The 20,402-nt window shown below is 42.7% G+C and carries 13 protein-coding genes; 9 read left to right on the forward strand and 4 right to left on the reverse strand.

Annotation, left to right across the window (positions count from 1 at the left end):
• Nucleotides 1-36 precede the first annotated feature (36 nt).
• From OFN91_RS00835 to msrB, 9 genes are all read left to right on the forward strand, one after another.
• Entirely contained in the window at nt 37-2,568 is a 2,532-nt protein-coding gene (locus OFN91_RS00835; RefSeq protein ID WP_270872916.1) for a transglycosylase domain-containing protein, read from the forward strand.
• Nucleotides 2,569-2,640: 72 nt separating this feature from the next.
• Complete coding sequence (locus OFN91_RS00840; RefSeq protein WP_270872917.1) at nt 2,641-7,794, forward strand: alpha-2-macroglobulin family protein; 5,154 nt, start codon at nt 2,641-2,643, stop codon at nt 7,792-7,794.
• A 124-nt stretch (nt 7,795-7,918) separates the two neighbouring features.
• The gene (locus tag OFN91_RS00845; protein ID WP_270858960.1) at nt 7,919-9,064 is read left to right on the forward strand and encodes a hydrogenase small subunit; all 1,146 of its coding nucleotides are present in this window, start codon (nt 7,919-7,921) and stop codon (nt 9,062-9,064) included.
• Between the two features lie 2 nt (nt 9,065-9,066).
• Entirely contained in the window at nt 9,067-10,791 is a 1,725-nt protein-coding gene (locus tag OFN91_RS00850) for a nickel-dependent hydrogenase large subunit (protein WP_270868243.1), read from the forward strand.
• Between the two features lie 3 nt (nt 10,792-10,794).
• Entirely contained in the window at nt 10,795-11,463 is a 669-nt protein-coding gene (gene cybH / locus OFN91_RS00855) for a Ni/Fe-hydrogenase, b-type cytochrome subunit (RefSeq protein WP_270872918.1), read from the forward strand.
• On the forward strand, nt 11,460-12,008 hold the full coding sequence (locus tag OFN91_RS00860; RefSeq protein WP_270858957.1) for a HyaD/HybD family hydrogenase maturation endopeptidase: 549 nt from the start codon (nt 11,460-11,462) through the stop codon (nt 12,006-12,008). Before cybH ends, OFN91_RS00860 begins: the two co-directional genes overlap by 4 nt.
• On the forward strand, nt 12,005-13,567 hold the full coding sequence (locus OFN91_RS00865) for a hypothetical protein (RefSeq protein ID WP_270872919.1): 1,563 nt from the start codon (nt 12,005-12,007) through the stop codon (nt 13,565-13,567). Before OFN91_RS00860 ends, OFN91_RS00865 begins: the two co-directional genes overlap by 4 nt.
• Nucleotides 13,557-15,851, forward strand: a complete 2,295-nt coding sequence (gene hypF, locus OFN91_RS00870; protein WP_270872920.1) for a carbamoyltransferase HypF — start codon at nt 13,557-13,559, stop codon at nt 15,849-15,851. Before OFN91_RS00865 ends, hypF begins: the two co-directional genes overlap by 11 nt.
• An 84-nt stretch (nt 15,852-15,935) precedes the next feature.
• Nucleotides 15,936-16,967: a peptide-methionine (R)-S-oxide reductase MsrB gene (gene msrB, locus OFN91_RS00875; protein ID WP_270872921.1), complete on the forward strand. Its 1,032-nt coding sequence runs from the start codon at nt 15,936-15,938 to the stop codon at nt 16,965-16,967.
• 53 nt (nt 16,968-17,020) lie between these two features.
• Here the strand turns inward: msrB and OFN91_RS00880 are convergent, their stop codons facing one another.
• The 4 genes from OFN91_RS00880 to OFN91_RS00895 form a co-directional block, all read right to left on the reverse strand.
• Entirely contained in the window at nt 17,021-17,554 is a 534-nt protein-coding gene (locus OFN91_RS00880; RefSeq protein ID WP_270872922.1) for a tetratricopeptide repeat protein, read from the reverse strand.
• A 9-nt stretch (nt 17,555-17,563) separates the two neighbouring features.
• A complete protein-coding gene (locus OFN91_RS00885) occupies nt 17,564-18,502 on the reverse strand; it encodes a carbon-nitrogen hydrolase (protein WP_270872923.1) in 939 nt (312 codons plus the stop codon).
• A 16-nt stretch (nt 18,503-18,518) separates the two neighbouring features.
• Nucleotides 18,519-19,499: an agmatine deiminase family protein gene (locus OFN91_RS00890; RefSeq protein WP_270872924.1), complete on the reverse strand. Its 981-nt coding sequence runs from the start codon at nt 19,497-19,499 to the stop codon at nt 18,519-18,521.
• Between the two features lie 69 nt (nt 19,500-19,568).
• On the reverse strand, nt 19,569-20,360 hold the full coding sequence (locus tag OFN91_RS00895) for a DUF3298 and DUF4163 domain-containing protein (protein ID WP_270872925.1): 792 nt from the start codon (nt 20,358-20,360) through the stop codon (nt 19,569-19,571).
• Nucleotides 20,361-20,402: the final 42 nt, after the last annotated feature.

A 20,402-nucleotide genomic window follows, 5' to 3' on the forward strand; every position in this document is an offset into this window, starting at 1 on the left:
GAGTAAATTTATAAATTTTATAGATATAATATTTTTATGAAATTTATATGGTTTGTGAAATTTAGCGCATTTTTGGGCGCATTTTTGCTTTCGTTGTTTTTGATTTTGGATTTTTTATTTCCCCTAAATTTGGCTGGATTAAATAAAGAAAAGTCGTTAGTTTTGTATTCGAGCGAGGGGGAAATTTTAAATATGCAAATTAGCAGTGATGAGATTTGGCGATTTTACGCCAGTAGCGATGAAATCCCACAGCGTCTAAAACAGAGCGTGGTGCATTTCGAGGACAGGTATTTTTACTATCATTTTGGTGTCAATCCATTTTCAATAGCACGGGCATTTACGCATAATATTTCGCAAAATTTTACGCATAAAAATGCAAATATAGCCAGAGTGGGTGCAAGCACCATTACAATGCAGGTTGCGCGTATGATGAACCCCAAAGAGCGCAGTTACAAAAACAAATTTATCGAAATTTTCAACGCCTTTCAGCTCGAATTTCACTACACCAAAGATGAAATTTTGACAATGTATTTCAATCTAGCCCCCTATGGTGGCAATATCGAGGGTGTGGCGAGTGCTAGCTATTTTTATTTTGGCAAAAGTTTAGGTGAGCTTAGCAACGCTCAAATCGCGCTTCTTGCGGTGGTGCCAAAAAACCCGAACAAAAACCGCCTAGACCGCGCGAATTTGGATTTAAATTCGCTAAAAAACAGGCTGATTTCTAGTCTTTACAAGGCAGGAATTTTATCTCTAAGCGAATTTGAACGAGCTAGTAGCGAGAAATTCACCCCCACAAGGCACCCAGCGCCAAATTTCGCCCCGCATTATGCAATGCGCGCCTTTAAAAATGCAAAAAATTTGGGCATGGTAGGGCGCGCCGCTGGCGCGAGTGAGGCTGTGGGTGTGCGTATGGGCGAAACAGCGAGCAAAACAGCTAGCGTGGCAGAGGGCGTGAGCGAAACAGCTACCGAAACAAAACGCGCGCGCACAACTTCTGTGGGGGCAACTTCTGTGGGGGCAACTTCTGTGGGGGCAAGCCAAAGCGCGCACTTGGCACAAAATGGCGCGATAAAGCCCGCAAGCACAGACAATCGCAGCGCGCGCATAGGCGATACAAAGCACTTGGCACAAAACGGCGCAATCTGGCAAAACAAAGCAGAGCGCGTGGCACAAAATAGCTCAAATTTAATCCACTCAAATTTAAATAAAACCTATCAACTCACCCTTGAAAATTTCCTTAAATCAAGGATAAATGACCTAGCCAAATTTGGCGTCAAAAACGGCTCAGCAATCTTAATCGACAACGAAAAAATGGCGGTTGTGGCATACGCGGGTTCGCACGATTTTGGCGGATTTTTGGGACAAAATGACGGCATAGTCTGGGCGAAAAATGTAGGCTCCACGCTAAAACCATTTATCTACGCAAGAGCCCTTGAAGAGGGGCTTATCACGCCACGCCGTGAGCTAATCGACGCTCCGATTAGCTTCAAAAACTACTCCCCACGCAACTACAATCTAGGCTTTATGGGGGTTATTAGCGCAAATGACGCACTCGGATATAGCCTAAATATTCCGGCTTTGAAGCTTTTATTATCCCTTGGCGATGACGGGCTTTATGAGCTTTTGCTTCGCGCAAATCTCGCGCCGTATTCCAAAGAGCATTATGGGCTCGGGCTTGGGCTTGGCGGAATTAGCATAAATTTGCTAAATCTCACTCATCTTTACAGCGTTTTTGCAAACTCTGGCGAGTTAAAACCGCTAGAACTAGCAGGGGCGAAAGTTGGTCAGAGCGCGCAGATACTAAGCCCGCAAAGTGCGTATATCATCACGCAAATGCTAAAAAACGCTCCACGAAGCTATCTTGGCTCTGTGTGGCAAAATACCAAAAACATGCCAGCCCTGATGTTTAAAACTGGCACGAGTGCCGACGGGCGCGACCTTTATACGATTGGCGTAACGCCAAAATTTAGCCTTGGGGTTTGGTTTGGCAATTTTAACGGCGAAAAAACGAGTGATATAAGTGGCGGACTTAGTGCTGCGCGCGTGGTTTTTGATATGTTTTCTTACCTTTCAAACACAGGCGCGATAAATGCCGAATTTGTCCGTCCAAGTGGCGTGAGCGAAAAAGAAATTTGCGCTGATTTTTTCGTAGAAAAAGAGTGTAAAAAAATGGTGCGAGATTTGGTGATAGAGGGTGTAACTTTGCGCGATGAGTGCGAATTTTACCGCCCTAGCGAGCTTTTTTATCTTTTGCAAAACGGCATAATCGACGCAAATACGACCAAAAACGGCAGGTGCAAGGATAAATTTGCTAGCATTGCACCCGCTCTTAGCGATATAGATGGCAAAATTTACGAAGTGAGCGATAGTGGAGAGATAAATCTTAGTGCTTCTTGCACGGCTGTTTTTGGCGATGAAATTTTTATCAGCGTAAATAATAGCCCATACGAGGCGAAAAAAAATGGCGAGAATTTTATGCTAAATTTGAGCCCGGGCGAATATGAGCTTTCGTGTTTGGACGAAAACGCGAATTTTAGCGTGGCGAAATTTAGGGTAAAAAATAGATAAAATAAAAAATAAAAAATTACCAAAATATAAAAATTTCACAATATAATTACGCGAAATTCTTAGGGGAAAATCATGGAAAAAATTTTAATCAAATTTGGGCTTTGTAGCGCGCTTTGCGCTGGGTGTCTCTTTGGCATGGAGACGCAGATTAATGATGAGAGCTTGGTTTTTAGTGGTGCAAAAATCGCGCCTTTTGGCATAAGCGAGGAGCAAATCGCAAAATGTGAGCCAGGGATTACTGGCGTGTATGAGTATAAAAATAGCGCTGAAATAGAGTTTTATCCAAAGACTAAGCTAAATGCTAGCACTCGCTATAATTGCGAGATTGGCGGGGAGAAATTTAGCTTTACGACGGCCCAGTTTAGCGCGAGCGAGCTTAAAATACTGCGCCCAGGGCTTGCAAAGATTAGCTTTAACGATAGCGTGAGCGAGGAGGGGGCAAAGGCTGGAATTCGCGTGTATTCACTGCAAAATTTAGCCAAAAACGATATTAGCTTTACCATTAGTGCGCAAAATGATAGAAGTTTTTTGATTTCTTATGATGCTAAGCACCCAAATATCGTCATCGAAGCAGGCTTTGTAAAATCAAAAAACGGCGCAACGCTAAGCGCGCCAAAAATCCTAAAAGCAGATGAGGAGCCATTTAACGACAGCATAAACGCCTCAAACCTAGATGATGTCAAAATCCGAGAAATTAGCTTTAATGACGGCTCGTTTGGAGCGAGGCTGTATTTCCCTCACTATGTCGATGACGCGAATTTAGCCAAATTTATCCGCGTTAATGGCGTGGGTAAATTTAGCCTTGGCGAGGCTAGATACAGATACTACGAAGATGAGCAAAAATACCCGCAAATCAGTGATAAATACTACTATCATGTAGATATCAAAAGCGCTGAATTTGCGCCAAATAAAAGCTATGAATTGCGCCTTTTAAAGGGCTTTGGCGATGATTCTAGAATAGTTAGAAATGAAATAAAGCTAAATTTCAAAACTGGCGATAGGAAGCCTTTTGTGCAGTTTAGTGATATGAAAAAATTCGTCCCTAAAAACGCAAATATCGCGATAAAAAGCTCGAATTTAAATGAAATTAGCATTAGCGTCTCAAAAATCAGCGATGAGAATTTCAGATATTTTCTAAATTTCGAAAGCAATTATCCGCACTCGCTAGCTAGCGAGGTTGTGAATAAAAAATTTGACATTGGCGGGGCGAAAAACGAGATTAGCGAGCATAAAATCGCTATGGATTTTAAGGGCTTTGAGGACGGCGTGTATGTGATAGATGTGCATTACAAAGAGGGTGCTATAATGCGAACTATCACGCGCACAGCCTATATCAGCGATATTTCGGCTCAGGTTAGCATGGCTGATAGTGGCGCGCTAATCTATACTTCGCGCCTAAGCGATGCGAAGGCTTTGTCGCACGCTATTGTTAAAATTTACAATGACAAAAACGAGCTGATTTTAGAAAAACGCACGAATAGTGATGGAATTTTGCTTGTAAATGACGCTAAATTTTTGGATAAAAATCCTAAATCTATCGAGATTACAGACGGCAAAGAGCGCGGATTTGTGATATTTGACGAGGCTGTTTCTAGCAGGGAAGCGACTACAAGCGACGCGCGGGCAATGGTGTATTTCGCTAGCGAGCTAGTAAGCCCAAATGAGGCACTAATCGGCTCTGTGGTGCTCAAAAAGAGCGATTTTACGCCGATTAAAAACACTCCGATAAAATACAAAATCACAGATCCTTACGGCGTGAATATCATCACTCGCGCCCTAAAAACAGACTCTTATGGCGCGCTAAATTTCAAAGAGAATTTGGGCGAAAAAAGCGGAAGTTATACCTTTGAGCTAATCTACGAGGATAAAATCATCGAAACCAAGAAATTTAGCGTCGAAAATTTCATACCAAACCGCGTGAAAAACGAAATTTTAACGAGCAAAGATGAAATTTACAAAGATGAGTTAATAATCGCAAATTTGATTTCAAACTACCTTGTGGGCGCACCAGCTGCAAATTTAGCCAGTAAAATTGAGGTGAAATCCTACGAAAAAGAGCTTAAAATCAGCGGTTTTGAAGGATATAGCTTCACAAATGCAAGACTTAAAAAAGAGGGCACATTGGAGGTAAAAAGCGAGGAATTTAGGCTAGATAATAACGGCAAAAAAGATCTCGTAATCGCTCCAAAGGCGCAGGGTGTGTCAAATGCGGCAAATTTGATGATGAATTTTAGCGTCCAAGACGGGGGCAAAAATGTCAGCGCGTATAAAATGCTAAGCTACTATCCATACGACAAAATTCTAGGAATTCGCGCTAGCAGGGACTTCATAAGCAGTGGCGAGGAGGTAAAATTTGACCTTGCACTGCTAGATAGCCTTAGCAAAAAAGAGCAAAAAGGCAAGGTGGATTTAGAAATTTATCGCCAAGATTTCACTTACATTTACGACGGCGAGAGATATGTCGAGCAAGAGAGCTTTTCGCTTGTAGATAGCATTAGCGCAGAGGGCTCACAGATTGGGTATAAATTCGAAAATGGCGGTTCGTATATCGTAGTGGCGAACGACTACGCAAGCGGGGCAAGTGCGAGCGTGAGAATCGATGTGAGCGGATATGGATATTATGGCAGGCTAAATGCCAAAGATGTCAATACCGCCCGTATAAATTTAGAAAAATCAAAGCTCAAACCTGGCGAAATGATAAAAGGCGTGATTACTTCGCCTATCGAAAACGGCGTGCTAAATGTGGCTTTGATAGGTGAGGGCGTGTATGATTATAAAATCACGCAAATTCGCGGAAACAGTGCAAGTTTCGAGCTAAGAGTGCCAGAGAATTTCACTGGCGGACACATTAGCGCTAGCATTTCACGCTCTGCCTCGGGTGCTGCTATGCCGCTTCGCACTTACGCTAATGTAGCCGTAAGCCTCGATGTGAGCGAGAAAAAACTCCCTCTTAGCCTGCAAAGCAAGTCTGAGTATAAAAACGGCGAAAAAGCCATAATCGTGGCAAAATCAGCGCCAAATTCTAAAATCACGCTTTATGCTGTGGATTTAGGGATACTAGACGCGATAAATCAAAAAGAGCTAAATGCGTTTTCGTATTTTGATAAGCCGATATATTTCAGGCACCGATATTTCGATATTTTCGATGATTTGAGCGTGTATAGCGCAAACGGCAAAGAACTAAGCTTTGGCGGTGATGAAATGCTAAAAAGTGCGAAGCGAAATTTAAGCCCAGTGCAAAACAAAAAAGATAAAAAATTTGTCAAAATGTATGAGAGTATTGCAAACGGCGCAGGCGAGGCTAGATTCGAGGTAGATTTGCCAAAACACTTTAACTCTATGATTCGCCTAAGCGCGCTAGCCCTTGATGATGAAGAAAAAATCGGCTGGGCAAATTCTCAAATTAGTGTCAAAGATGATATCGTCATCAAACCAGCCGATCTTACATATATGGTCAAAGGCGATGATATAAATATCCCGCTAACGCTTATAAATACGACAAATTCGCCAAAATCGCTAAATTTAAAGGCGAGTTTTAACGACGCAGTTCAAATTTCGCTTAGTGATGCAAATATCACGCTAGGCGCGCTAGAAGCAAAGAATTTGAAATTTAGAGCAAATGCGTTAGAGCTTGGCGAGGGCGTGGTGAGATTGGAAGCGAGCGAAGAAAATGGGGCGAAATTTGAGTATGAGTTGAAATTTGATGTCATTTCGCAGTTTCCGCGCTCGAAATTTAGCGCCAGTGCTTATAGCGACGCGCCGATGAATTTTAGCCTGCCAGCTTCGTATAAAGATGTCTTTACATACATAGGCACTAGACCTAGCACTTATACGGTGGCAAGGGAGTTGGAGCGATATCCGTATGGTTGCACAGAGCAACTAAGTTCAAAAATTTTAGCCTATGATTTCTTTTACAAACGCGATCACGACGAGGCGATGAAGAGGGCTGTTTTAGAGCATGCTACGAAAATTTTATCAAGGCTTAAAAATAACGGCGAATTTGGGTATTGGAGCGCGCATGGCGAGACGAACGCATTTGCGTCGCTGTATGCTAGCGATGTGCTTTTGGATATGGACGCGAAATACAAAATCCTAACCCCAAAACAAAAAGAGCTGATTTTAAGGGCGCTAAAATCGTCGTATTCTAGCGAGCCTAGCTTGCGATTGTATGCGGATTTCGTGCTAGATAGGGTAGGCGCGCTTAGCGATGATGAGCTAAATTTCGTCTATGATAAAAAACTCTACGAAGCTAGCCCGCTAGCGACATTTTCTATGCTTGCGATTTTGCAAAAACACAAAATGAGCGCGGAATTTAGTAAAATTTATAGTTCAAATTATAAATTTGATTATGCTAATAAAGAGGCTAGTAAAATTTTTGCTAGTGAGGTTAGGGACGCTGGATTTGCTCTGTATGCCCTAGGAAGCGTCGGTATAAAAGATAGTGTCTTAGATATTTTGGCGCAAAATTTAAGCCAAAATTTACAAGACATTTATAGCACGCAAGAAAGAGCGTTTGTGCTAAGGGCGCTGGAAGCGTATTTTGGCGAAGATGATAAGGGCGTGGGCGCAGATATCGTCGCAAACGGACTTACACAAAGCATCCAAACTCCGTCAAATTCAGTAATTACGCTAAATTCTAACGACAGAGAAATCAAAATTTCGCCAAAAAATGGCGAGAAAATTTTTGCTAATTTGCTTAGCTTTGGTTACGAACCAGTCGCGCTCAAACATAGCCCACTTAGTATAAACAACCACACAGGAAATCTACACGGAATCAAACAGCTAGAAATCGTGCGTGAATTTGTCGATGAGGCTGGTAATGCGGTTTCGCTTGATAATCTAAAAGTAGGGCAAAGAATTTATTCTAAGATAAATTTCCGCTCAAATTTCTATATCAGAAATTTCGTGATTGATGAGGCGGCAAGCACCTGCTTTGAGATCGTCAATGAGCGCATAAATCCGGGATTTATAAGGCCTGAGAATTTGCAGGATAAAACTAGCTTTGAGCACAAAGAGATAATGTTTGATAGAGTGCTAAGCTTCCCGGTTGGTGGGGCGTATTATAAAGATACGAAAAACGGCAATGACTATACCGGCGTATTTTACACACCGCTTAATGTAGTGTATTCTGGTATGTGTGCCTTGCCGGCTGTGAGTATCACCGATATGCAAAACGAAAGCGTAATGGATTATGATTTACCGGCGCTAAATTTCAAAATTAAATAAATTTAACCTTAAAATTTAACTTACTTGTAGAAAATTTAACTACAAGTAAGTTTATTCTTAACAAATTTTAAACAAAAAAACTATATAATTACGGATTAACGCTATAAGCGTAAAGGAGAACATAATGATTGATTTAGCAAAAGTAGCCGATAGGCTAGAACAAGTCGCTAAACTACCCAAGATAAAAGAGGGCGATAGTATCACTAAACGCCTTGCTGAGCGCGGTTTTTCACGCCGTGATTTTATGAAATGGGCGGGCGCAATGACTGCGGCGATTGGGTTACCTAGCGTATTTGCACCACAAGTTGCACGGGCGGCAGAACTCGCCGATCGCTTACCTGTGATCTGGCTTCACATGGCAGAATGCACAGGTTGTAGCGAAAGCTTACTTAGAATTGATACTCCAACTATCGATTCGTTGATTTTCGACTATATTAGTTTAGAATATCACGAGACGATTATGGCTGCTGCTGGCTGGCAAGCAGAGGAAAATTTAGACGGAGCTATCGAAAAATATAAGGGGCAGTATATTTTAATGGTAGAAGGTGGAATTCCAAGCGGAAGTAGCGAATATTTCCTTACAGTAGGACCTGCCGGTAAGACAGGTGCCGAGCATTGCAGACATGCTGCTGCTGGTGCAGCTGCGATTTTTGCTATTGGAACATGTTCGAGCTTCGGTGGTATCCAAGCAGCAAGACCAAACCCAACAAACGCTGTTGCGTTAAGCAAATTAACTAAAAAACAAGTAATCAATGTCCCTGGCTGTCCGCCAAGCGAGAAAAATATCGTAGGAAATGTCCTTCATTACATACTATTTGGCACACTTCCAGCGCTTGATGTTTATAATCGTCCAAAATGGGCTTACGGACTTAGAATTCACGATTTGTGCGAAAGACGCGGTCACTTCGACGCAGGTGAGTTCGTAGAGCAATTCGGCGATCAAGGCGCAAAAGACGGATATTGTCTATATAAAGTAGGTTGCAAAGGCCCATATACATTTAATAACTGCTCACGCGAGAGATTTAACGCTCACACTAGCTGGCCAATCCAAGCAGGTCATGGCTGTATCGGCTGTTCTGAGCCTGATTTTTGGGATCACATGGGACCATTTGAGGAGCCATTGGCAGATAGATTATACAATACCGTATTTAGCGGAGCAGGTGCTGATGCGACAGCCGATAAAATCGGTATAGGAATTTTGGCTGTTACAGGTGTAGCTATCACAGTTCATGCAGCCATTGCATCATTTAAAAAGAATAAGGGAGAGTAGAAATGTCACAAAGATTAGTAATAGATCCGATAACTCGTATTGAAGGACACTTACGCATAGAAGTAGTTGTCGATGATAACGGAGTTGTAACGGATGCGTATTCTGGCTCTACTTTATGGCGTGGATTAGAGACTATCGTTAAGGGTCGCGATCCTAGGGATATCGGCTTTTTTATGCAAAGAATTTGCGGTGTTTGCACATTTTCTCACTATAATGCTGGAATTTCAGCTGTTGAAAATGCTCTTGGCATAACTCCGCCACTAAATGCGATTTTAACCAGAACGCTAATGAACACTGCGTTATTTATGCACGATCACCCTGTGCATTTTTATCAACTACACGGACTTGACTGGGTCGATATCGTAAGCGCACTAAGCGCAGATCCACACGCTGCTAGCCAAGAGGCTTTCAGATATACAGATTTGCCTTATGCTTGCGGTGAGGATCAGCTAAAAGCGGTTCAACAAAGAGTAAAAGCTTTCGTTGAAAAAGGCGCACTTGGACCATTTGCAAACGCATATTTCGGACACAGCACATACAAGCTAACCCCTGAGCAAAATTTGATTGCGCTTAGCCACTATTTAGAGTGCTTGCGTATCCAAAGAACAGCTGCGCAAATGATGGCGATTTTCGGTGGCAAACAACCACACCCACAAACCCTAACAGTCGGTGGCGTAACATGCGTAATGGATATCCTAAGCCCGGCAAGACTTGGTGAGTATATGGTTAAATTCCAAGAAGTCGCTGATTTCATCAATCGCGCATATTATCCAGACTTGCTTATGGCTGGTGGTGCTTATGCTAATGAAGCAAGTGTCTTAAATGATGTCGGTGTCGCAAATCTATGGACACACCAAACTTTCCAATATTCACGCAATGATTTCTTATTCCAAAGCGGTGTGATTTTAGACGGCGATATTAGCAAGGTTCATGAGCTAGATGAGAGCAAGATTACAGAAGAAGCTACTCACTCATGGTATAAAAATGACAAACCACTTCACCCTTATGACGGCGAACAAGAACCAAACTACACAGGATTTAAGGTAGAGCAAACCCTAAATGCCAAAGGTGAAATGGAAGATACAAAAGTCCTAAATACCGAGGGTAAATATACTTGGATCAAAGCTCCTAGATATGATGGCAAATCACTTCAAGTTGGACCACTATCAAATATCGTTGTAAATTACGCAAAAGGTAATGAATTTGTAGTAAAAGTAGTAGATAAATTCTTAGCCGATACAGGTCTTCCGCTAGAAGCAGTATTCTCTACTCTTGGTAGAACAGCGTGCCGTATGATCGAGGCAAAAGTCGTAGCTGATAATGGACTATTAGCATTTAATAACCTAATCGCTAATATTAAATCAGGCGACACCGAGACTTGCGCTAAATACACAATCGATAAAAAGAAATCATACAAAGGCAGATATATCGGACATGTTCCGCGCGGTAGCCTAAGCCACTGGTGCAGAATCGAAAATGGAGTAATCCAAAACTGGCAAGCAGTCGTTCCTAGCACATGGAACGCTAGTCCAAAAGACGCTCAGGGCAATATGGCATCTTATGAGTCATGCTTAATCGGTCTTAAAATTGCAGATTTAACGCAACCACTTGAAATTATCCGCAAAATCCACTCTTATGATCCGTGCATTGCGTGCGCTGTTCATGTTATGGATACCAAAGGCAACGAGCTTAGCTCATATAAAGTAAATCCAAATATCAAGGATTAAACCATGAAAAAAAGAGAAGCCGAGTATGAATTTTCGATAGGATTGCGCCTTACCCACTGGATACGCGCTATCGCTATCGTCATACTTGTAATTACTGGATTTTATTTGGCTTATGTTTTCATAGCCCCAGAGATTAGCTCTGAGCCAAATTTATTCTTGCAAGCTAAAATTCGCTTCGTGCATTTAGTGGCAGGTTTCGTGCTAATGGCGGCTATGCTTTACAAATCATATCTGTTTTTGTTCGATAAACACAGCAGAAAAGAGCTAGTTAGTATTAAGGATTTTATTAATCCTAGGGTTTGGATCGAGCAGATCAAATTTTACCTATTTTTAGGCGAACACCCACATTTGCACGGCGTTTATAATCCTTTGCAATTCATTGCGTATTTAGGATTTTATATCGTTTTGGCTCTGATTTGTATCACTGGCCTTGTGCTTCATGTGCATATGTATCATGGCGGGCTTGGCGGTATGATTTATGAAATCATGCGCCCAATCGAGGCTATGATGGGTGGTCTAAGCGAGGTTCGCACTATCCACCATTTATCGATGAATATCATCATTTTGTTTATCCCTGTGCATGTTTATATGGCTGTTTTCAATGCTGTAAAAGGACAAGACGGAGCTATGGACGCTATCATTAGCGGCTATAAGTTCAAGGTTCAAAAATGAAATTAGGTGTTATCGGTATAGGTAACATTATGTACTCCGACGAAGGTGTCGGAGTACATTTTATGCACGCACTGCAACAAAACTACAAATTCACCCCAAACTCACCTGACGATAGTATCGAATTCATCGACGGAGGCACGCTGGCTGCGCTTTTAATGCACATTTTGGTCGAATTTGATGAAATTTTGCTGATTGATTGTATCGACGCAGACGAGGGCAGTATCGGCGATGTGTATTTCTTCGACTACGAGGCTATGCCAAAAAGCGTGAAATGGAGCGGTTCGGCTCACGAGGTGGAGATGCTAGAAACCTTGCAAATGCTAGATCTTTGTGGCGATAGACCACGCACGCAAATCCTAGCCGTGGTGCCAATGCGCATAGAGCCGATGAGTTTTAGCGTGAGCGATGAGGTGCTGAAATCTAGCGAGATTATGGAGCGCACGGCGATAGATTTTATCGCTTCTCGCGGTTTTGTGTGCGAAAAAATTGGGAATTTAAGCGTGCGCGATATCGCTGAAAATTTTGATTCTAAGGGCAAAAATTGATAATTTCTTTTAAATTTGATTATTTGAATAACAACGGCTTAATCGCCTATTTTTTGGATTTTTATGCGCGCAAGGCTGGGCTGAAATACGCCCTAAATTTAGGCAAAAATTTAACCACACTCTATGTCGAAGCAGACGAAAAAGAGCTACTCGAATTCAGCGATAAATTTATGGCGCTTATCCCAAATTCTGCGTTTTTGGCAAAATCGAGCGTGGAGGTGGTATCTGGCGAAGGGGATTTGAAGGAGGTTTGCGCCAGAAGCGACGAGATTAAATTTTTGCCTAAATTTTCGAATTTCACCCCAAGCCAAATTCATGAATTTTTGCAAAGTGGCGAATTTATAGAAAACGAATTTGGAGTTTTAAGCGGTGTTAGCGTCTTTGACGGCGAGAGTTTCGTCGCTGTAAATAAGCAAAATTTTGCAGAATTAATTGAGCATGCTTACCGCATTTTGCGTCATAATCAAATTTTGCAAATTTCGCTAAATGGCGAGAAATTCAGCCTTAGTGCGGATTTAAATTTCGAAAATTCAGACTTTATGGTCGCTACTGGCCTAAAATCGTTTAATAAAATTTTCATCACCGACGACAAGCAAAAAATCGCCCTTGCGACATACGAAAAGCCGATTTTACGCCTCAAAACAAACAGCGTTTTTCGTAGCTCCTTCTCAAAATCACCTAAATTTTTCGATGTGAAAATGTGTAGCGATCTCTTTTCGTTCGCGCTTTTTAAACGCCTCGAAGATGATGAAATCTACTATGTCGGCGCGCAGGGTAACAAAAATAAATTTTTAAATTTATGCGTGATTGAGGATAGATTTCTTATCACAAAAAACTCTGAATTTATGAGCGAGGCCGAAAAAACGCTTCTTGCCTCTGGCGATAGCACCACGCATTTTGGGCTTATTTGCAAGGAAAAAGAGATTTTTGATTCGCGCGTGATGAGGGTGTTTGTATCGAAAAACAGCGCCGATGAGATTGCGATTTACGAAGCCAAATCCAAGCGCAAACTCCTAAATTTCGCTATGCCTGCGAATTTAGACGCTCTTTTTGATGAAATCAAAAGCGACGAGACAGGCGCAAAACTTTTGGCAAATTTTAGCACAAAATTTAGCCTAGATTATGCGCGCGCAAATGCCGATTTTAGCGAAGTAAAACCTAGTTTTTATGGCTATTTTGAACTGCTTTCTCGCGTGATTTTTGGCAAAGACGCACAGTATTTGTTGGAGTGTGCTGGGGAGTTTTTGGGCGAAAAGGGCATGAAGCTAGACTTCGAGCTTAAAGAAAACGGCGATTTTAACTTCGCCAAAACGCTTCGTTCAGCGATGAGCTACAAGTTAGCAGGCGTCGATGATAAGGTTTTAAGCTACGGCGTAATCGACACACTGGCTAGATTTATCGGCGATTTGGCTGACGCAAACGAGGCATTATACGATTCTGGCGTGCTTAGCGGTTCGCTCTTTGCCGAGCGCAGGTTTGCAAACATCGCCACACTCGTGCTTGGCAAATCTCGCCTTGATTTCTCGGCGTATTTGGGTTTGCAAGGCTGTGAGCGTTAAAATCGAGATTGCAGGAGCTGTGCAGGGCGTGGGCTTTCGCCCGTTTATCTACCGCATTTGCACCGATCTAGGCATAAAAGGCGAGGTTTATAACGACGGCGAGGGCGTGAAAATCCACGCAAACGCCACGAGCGAGCAAATAGCACGGCTTAAAGAGCGCATTTATAGCGAGCTTCCGCCACTTGCGCGGATTGATAAATTTGAAATTTTCGAAATCGCGCCTAAAATTTATAGTGATTTTAAAATCGTTTCTTCGCAAAATTCGGCGAAATTTAACCCAATCTTGCCTGATTTTGCCATTTGCGATGATTGCAGGCGCGAATTTTACGACCCGCAAAACAAACGCTACCGCTACCCATTTATCAACTGCACGAACTGCGGACCGCGACTTAGTATCATCAAAAAACTCCCTTATGATCGCGCAAATACGACAATGGCGAAATTTAAAATGTGCGAATTTTGCGGTGGCGAATACACTGACCCGCTAAATCGCCGTTATCATGCCGAGCCGATTGCTTGCGCAAAATGCGGGCCAAAGCTCTTTTTGAAAAACAAAAATGGCGAAATTTTGGGTATTGGCGAAAAGGCTGTTATTAGGCTTTGTGAAATTTTATCTCGTGGCGAGATAGTCGCTGTAAAGGGGCTTGGCGGATTTCATATAATGTGCGACGCGACGAACGAAGACGCCGTAGCGACCTTACGAATTCGCAAAAATCGCCCTGATAAGCCGTTTGCCGTGATGTGTAAAGATTACGAGATGGCTAAAAAATTTGCCAAATTTAGCGAGAGTGAAAAAGAGCTTTTAAACTCGCAGATTAAACCGATTGTTTTGGTTAAAAAATCGAAAAATTCGCAAAATTTAGCCCTTGCTAGGGCAGTTGCGCCAAATTTAGGCAAGGTTGGCATTTTTCTAGCAAATACGGGCATTCATTTGCTAATTTTTGAGTATTTTAATCGCCCATTAATCGCTACGAGCGCGAATATCAGTGGCGAGCCGATAATTTACGATGAGGCGAGTTTGCGCCAAAAATTGGGCGGTGTGATTGATTTTTATTTGGATAATGACAGAGAGATTATCACGCCAAGCGACGATAGCGTGGGCTTTGTGGCGCAAAATCAGACGCAGAGTATTGCAGAAATCACGGAGCAAAATTCGCAAAAAATTACGCAAAATTTTACGCAATATTTACGCACTTCGCGTGGGCTAAATCCGCAAATTTTCAAAAGCAAATTTACTCATAAAGGCTCGTTTCTCGCCCTTGGCGCGGAGCTAAAAAACCAGTTTGCAATATATAAAGACGGGCAAATTTTTATTTCCCCATATATCGGCGATTTGAAAAATATCGCCACAAATGTTCGATTTTTCGCGCTTTTGGATATTTTTATCAAAACTTATGATTTGAAATTTGACGCTGTTTTGGGAGATTTGCACCCGAATTTTCTGCACTCCAAACATTTTGAAAATTTGGGCTTTGAAGTGGTGAAATTTCAGCACCATTACGCGCATTTGGTCGCGAATTTGGCGGATAATGATTTGCTTGGAAGTGGTAAAAAATACCTCGGATTTAGCTTTGACGGCACGGGATATGGCGAAGATGGCACGATTTGGGGTGGCGAAGTGCTGGAATTTGATGAATTTGGCTATGATAGAGTTTTGCATTTCGACGAATTTGCCTTAATCGGTGGTGAGAGTTCGATCAAAAATATCTACAAACTCGCAATTTCGCTGATTTTTAAATTCGGCATTGAAAGCGAGGCGAGTGAGTTTTTGGCGAAATTTAGCCAAAATGAAATTTCAAATTTAGCCAAAATCGCTCCGCGCTCGCCAAAGACAACCTCGCTTGGACGCATTTTTGACGCATTTGCAAGCGTGATTTGCGCCCTAAAAAGCGTTAGTTTCGACGGCCAAAGCGGTATGAGTTTGGAAAATCTCTTTGATGAGAGCAAAATCACGAGTGAGAGCGAAAAACGATATAAATTTGAGATAATAAATGGCAAAATTAGCGTGAAAAACGCATTTTTAAGCGCGCTAAAAGATGAGCCAGCCGCGGCTGCGTCAAATTTCATAAACGCACTCGCTAAAATAATGCTTCAAATCGCAAAAGAGCGAAATTTAGAGGTTGTGCTAAGTGGCGGGGTTTTTCAAAATGCCACGCTTTTGGATTTGGTAGTGCGCAATTTTAGCGAGGCTGGGGTGAGATTTCACCTACACAAAATCACTCCGAGTAACGATAGTGGCGTGGCCCTCGGGCAACTCATGGCCTATATTGCTCGCCTAAAATAATCAATAAATTTTATTAACTAACTTAAAATTTTAAAATTTTACGCTAAAATCGCAGAGAATTTTTAATCAAACAAGGCAAAAATGATGAAAATTTTAAAATTTTTACTATGTTTTGCGCTGTTTTTAGGCGCAGATGAAATAAATTTAAAGGGCGAAAGCGTGCAGAGCAAAAATCAAAATTTAAAAGAAATTTATTTAGCGGGTGGCTGTTTTTGGGGTATGGAAGGCTATTTTAAGCGAGTTAGTGGAGTGCTTAGCACAGAAGTCGGCTATGCAAATGGAAATTCGCAAAAGACCGATTATTATTCGCTCAAAAACACAGACCACGCCGAAACGCTAAAAATCAAATTTGATGAAAATGTCGTGGCATTTGCCGAGATTTTGGAGCATTTTTTCAGAGTGATTGATCCGGTCAGTGTCGATAAACAAGGTAACGATGTCGGCAGGCAGTATCGCACGGGGATCTACTACACCAACGAGAGCGACAAGGAATTTTTGCAAAATTTCATTGCCTTAAAACAAAAAAAATATAAGGAAAAAATCGCCGTCGAGGTCGCACCACTACGCAATTACGCGCGCGCAGAAGAGTATCACCAAAACTACCTTGGCAAAAACCCAAATGGATATTGTCATATCGACCTAAATTTGGCGAGCAAACCGCTTTATGACGAGAGCAGGTTCGCACTCCCTAGCCCAGAAGAGATGAAGGAAAATCTAACGCCGTTGCAGTTTAGCGTGACGCAAGAAAAGGCGACGGAGCGCCCATACACGAGCGAATTTAACAAACTCGACGCAAAGGGCATTTATATCGATGTCGTTACGAAAAAACCACTTTTTAGCTCGACGGATAAATTCGACGCAGGGTGCGGGTGGCCGAGCTTTTCTAAGCCCATAACTACCGACGCGCTGGATTATGCGCGCGATACGAGCCACGGCATGGTGCGCACGGAGGTTAGCTCACGGCTTGGCGGGGCGCATTTGGGACATGTTTTCGAGGACGGCATCAAAGAAAAGGGCGGTTTGCGCTACTGCATAAACGGCGCCTCGCTCGAATTTATCCCGCTCGAAAAAATGAGCGAGCGCGGATACGGCGAGTTTATCCCGTATGTGAAATAGGGCGAATTTGCGAGGTGTATTTGACTAGCCAAGGCGGGGCTAAATTTTATATTTTATTTGAATTTTTTTAAAGTTTCACAATCGTTTTTTGAGCCTAATTTGCAAGCTTTTTCGTAAAATTTCATTGCATTTGCAGGGTTTTGTTGCACCCCTTTGCCGATATAATACATAAAAGCTAAAATTTGACAGCTAGATACGATGCCGTGATCGCAAGCGTCCGTAAAAAGCGGTATAGCCATATCGTATTTAAAGTTTCCGACATAAAATTTTCCCAGATTATCGCAAGCACCATAAAATCCATTAGCGCAAGAGTACTGCAAATACCAAAGAGATTTTTTGTTATAAAGTGCGCCTAAATTCGAGCATGCTTTATAAAATTTTGCTTCACAAGCGGTGCGAAGCAAAATTTCAGCTTCATCAAGGCGGTAATTTGTCAAAAATTTATTTCCCTCTATATTGATTTTCGAACACGAATTTTCACTACCTAATTTACAAGCAATTTTTGGATAAAAGAATTTTTCATCAAAGCTTATTTGGATAAAAATCCCAATAATGCAAATTATTAAAAATAGTAAAATTCTCTTCAAATTCCGTCCTTAATCATCAAATCTTTTTAGAAGTGAGCCGTAGCTCTCGATTCGGCGATCGCGCAAGAACGGCCACCACCTGCGCACATTTTCGCACCTTTGCATATCAATCTCCACGACCTCGCAAAGCTCACTTTCGCTACCTGCGCGAAATAGCTCTTCGCCCTGCGGTCCAAAAACAAAGCTATTGCCCCAAAATTTAATCCCCTCTGCGCTCTCATCGCATGTCATCTTAGGCGCAGTATTTCCCAAAACTACATTTGGCGAAATTTCGCTAAGCTTCGCACTCTCAAATCCTACGCGATTTACAGCGATCACAGGCAGTGAGTTTGCCACGCTATGGCCTCTTTGCACAGCGACCCACGCTTCTAGCTGTCGCTCTCGCTCCGAGCTTTCATCGCCCATAAACCAGCCAATCGCAGTCGGATAGATTAGCACCTGCGCCCCACGAAGCGCCATTGCGCGCGCTGCCTCAGGATACCACTGATCCCAGCACACCAGCACGCCCAGCCTGCCCACGCTCGTATCAATCGGCGCAAAGCCCATATCGCCGGGCGTGAAATAGAATTTTTCATAAAAATTCGGATCGTCTGGGATATGCATTTTGCGGTATTTGCCAAGCACTTTGCCGTCGCGCTCGAAAACCACAGCCGTGTTGTGATACAGCCCCGCACTCCTGCGCTCAAAAAGTGAAGCCGCAAGCACTACGCCAAATTCTTTGGCGATACTGCCCCAAAATTTCACATCGTCTTCGAAATTTACCGCATAGTCGAAATTTTCGGTGTTTTCGCGCTGACAAAAATAGTGAGTTTGGTGGAGTTCTTGAAGCACGATTAAATTCGCCCCTTTTTGCGCCGCCTTTGCGATAAGCTCCTTGGTGCGCGCTATCGTGGCTGATTTGGTGCCGTAAAATTTGTGTGAGATTAGTCCTACTTTTAAATTTTTCATTTTTTGCCTTTAAATTTTAAATTTTATCGCTAAATTTATTCATACACGAGCAGTGAAGCGAGCCGTTTTGACGGATAAAAACCCGCGCATCTACGCCAACGACCTTGCGCCCAGGGCAAGCCTTTGCGAGGCGAGAGAGCGCGATTTCGTCGTTTTTATCGCCGTAAGTTGGCACAATTAAACCGCCATTTACAAATACGAAATTCGCATAAGTCGCCCCCAAACGCCTATTTTCGTAAAAAATCGGCTCTGGAAGCGGAAGCTCGATGACCTCGAATCCATGCGCTAAAATCTGCTCTTTTAGCGAGCGCAGGGCAGGGTAGTGTATATCGCTAGAATCATCGCATGAAGCCACGGCAACGAGATTTTCGCCCACAAATCTAGCCAGCGTGTCGATATGGCAGTCTGTATCGTCGCCCTGAATAAATCCGCCTTTAAGCCAGATTATTTTTTTTAGCCCAAAAATTTCGCCTAGCTTTTGCTCCAAAATTTCTTTGCTAAGGGCGTTTCGGTTGTCATTTAGCAAGCACTCCTCGGTCGTCATCAGCACGCCAGCGCCGTTAAATTCGACACTTCCGCCCTCTAAAATCAAATCGACATTGTGCAGCGCTTTGCCCCAAATTTCATAAAGCGTGGCATTTAGCGCGTTGTCCTTTTCGCTCGCAAATTTCCCGCCCCAAGCGTTGAAGGTGAAATTTAGTGCCTCTACCTTGCCCTCATTTTCGACATCAATCGCGCCATAATCGCGTATCCAAGTGTCATTTGTAGGGATCTGCACGAAATTAACGGCGAATTTCTCGTCTATTTCGCCACAGATTTTGTCGAATACTGCTCGTTTTGGTGCGATAGCTATGAGCGGCTGAAACTGCGCCACAGCGCGGATAAAGTGCGTATAAGCGCTACTAATCTCGCCCAGATACGGCGCCCAGTCGCTGTCCTCGTGAGGCAGTGAAACTAAAAGTGCGTTTTGATTTTCCCACTCTGCAAATGCTCTCATTTTCTCTCCAAAACTAAATTTGCGTTGAATTTTATGTAAAATTTAGCGTAAAATTTTACGCTAAATTTGTTAAAATTTTAAAAATTCCTCTTTGAAAATGCCTTTTAAATTTTCGTAAGGCACGATGATTTCGGGCTCGCCCATAGCATACGGCGCGATGAAATACGGCGCGAAGACAAACGCCACGCCCTCTTTGGCGAAGTAAAATTCGCTTTTAAAAACGATATCTTCTGGCAGATTATCCACCCAAAATGTCTTGATAAACTCCGTAATATCGCGCTCTTGGCAGGCTTTGTCGCAGTTTGGCTGCGAGGCTATGATATCTGCGCGAAGCATATCTTTGTAACCCTTGAAAATCTCCTTGTATAGGGGCTCCACGCTAACCGCGCCAATTAGGACATTTGCAATGTCGATTTTCTTGTCTGCGACTAAATCGTAGATGATATAGCTCGTGTGCTCCATGCCGTGTGCTCCGCCAGAATACGAGTATGAAAACTGCTTGATTTGGGCTAGGTTGCCGATTTGAGAGACGAAGCTTTGCTCGGCACTAAATTCGCTATGAAAGTCCAAATCGCCATTTTGAGCCATTTCTTTATCAGCTTGGGCTTTGGATTGTTCTACTAAACTTGTGGCGTATTTTTTCGCGTCCAAGCTTTTTAGCAAAAGCGCGCATCTCTCGTCGATACTCTCGCCCTCGCAAATCCCAAACAGGCGGTTTTTTAGCAAAATGTCTAAATTTTCGTTGCCGGTTTGAACTAGGGTGTAGCTGTGCGCATCGTCTGAATACAGCTCCTGGGACTGCGGGTTAATCTGCGCATAAGAAAACAGCGCAAACAGCGCAATTGTGGCAAGTTTTTTCATTTTTTTCCTTTATATAAATAATCCATCATAATTACAATTACA

This window comes from Campylobacter sp. JMF_08 NE1, from assembly GCF_027737875.1.
Lineage (GTDB): Bacteria > Campylobacterota > Campylobacteria > Campylobacterales > Campylobacteraceae > Campylobacter_B.

Coding starts and splice junctions, on each gene's coding strand:
- OFN91_RS00840 (WP_270872917.1), top strand. CDS start 2,641: ATGGAAAAAATTTTAATCAAATTTGGGCTTTGTAGCGCGCTTTGCGCT.
- OFN91_RS00835 (WP_270872916.1), top strand. CDS start 37: ATGAAATTTATATGGTTTGTGAAATTTAGCGCATTTTTGGGCGCATTT.
- OFN91_RS00850 (WP_270868243.1), top strand. CDS start 9,067: ATGTCACAAAGATTAGTAATAGATCCGATAACTCGTATTGAAGGACAC.
- OFN91_RS00845 (WP_270858960.1), top strand. CDS start 7,919: ATGATTGATTTAGCAAAAGTAGCCGATAGGCTAGAACAAGTCGCTAAA.
- OFN91_RS00895 (WP_270872925.1), bottom strand. CDS start 20,360: ATGAAAAAACTTGCCACAATTGCGCTGTTTGCGCTGTTTTCTTATGCG.
- OFN91_RS00890 (WP_270872924.1), bottom strand. CDS start 19,499: ATGAGAGCATTTGCAGAGTGGGAAAATCAAAACGCACTTTTAGTTTCA.
- msrB (WP_270872921.1), top strand. CDS start 15,936: ATGAAAATTTTAAAATTTTTACTATGTTTTGCGCTGTTTTTAGGCGCA.
- cybH (WP_270872918.1), top strand. CDS start 10,795: ATGAAAAAAAGAGAAGCCGAGTATGAATTTTCGATAGGATTGCGCCTT.
- OFN91_RS00885 (WP_270872923.1), bottom strand. CDS start 18,502: ATGAAAAATTTAAAAGTAGGACTAATCTCACACAAATTTTACGGCACC.
- OFN91_RS00860 (WP_270858957.1), top strand. CDS start 11,460: ATGAAATTAGGTGTTATCGGTATAGGTAACATTATGTACTCCGACGAA.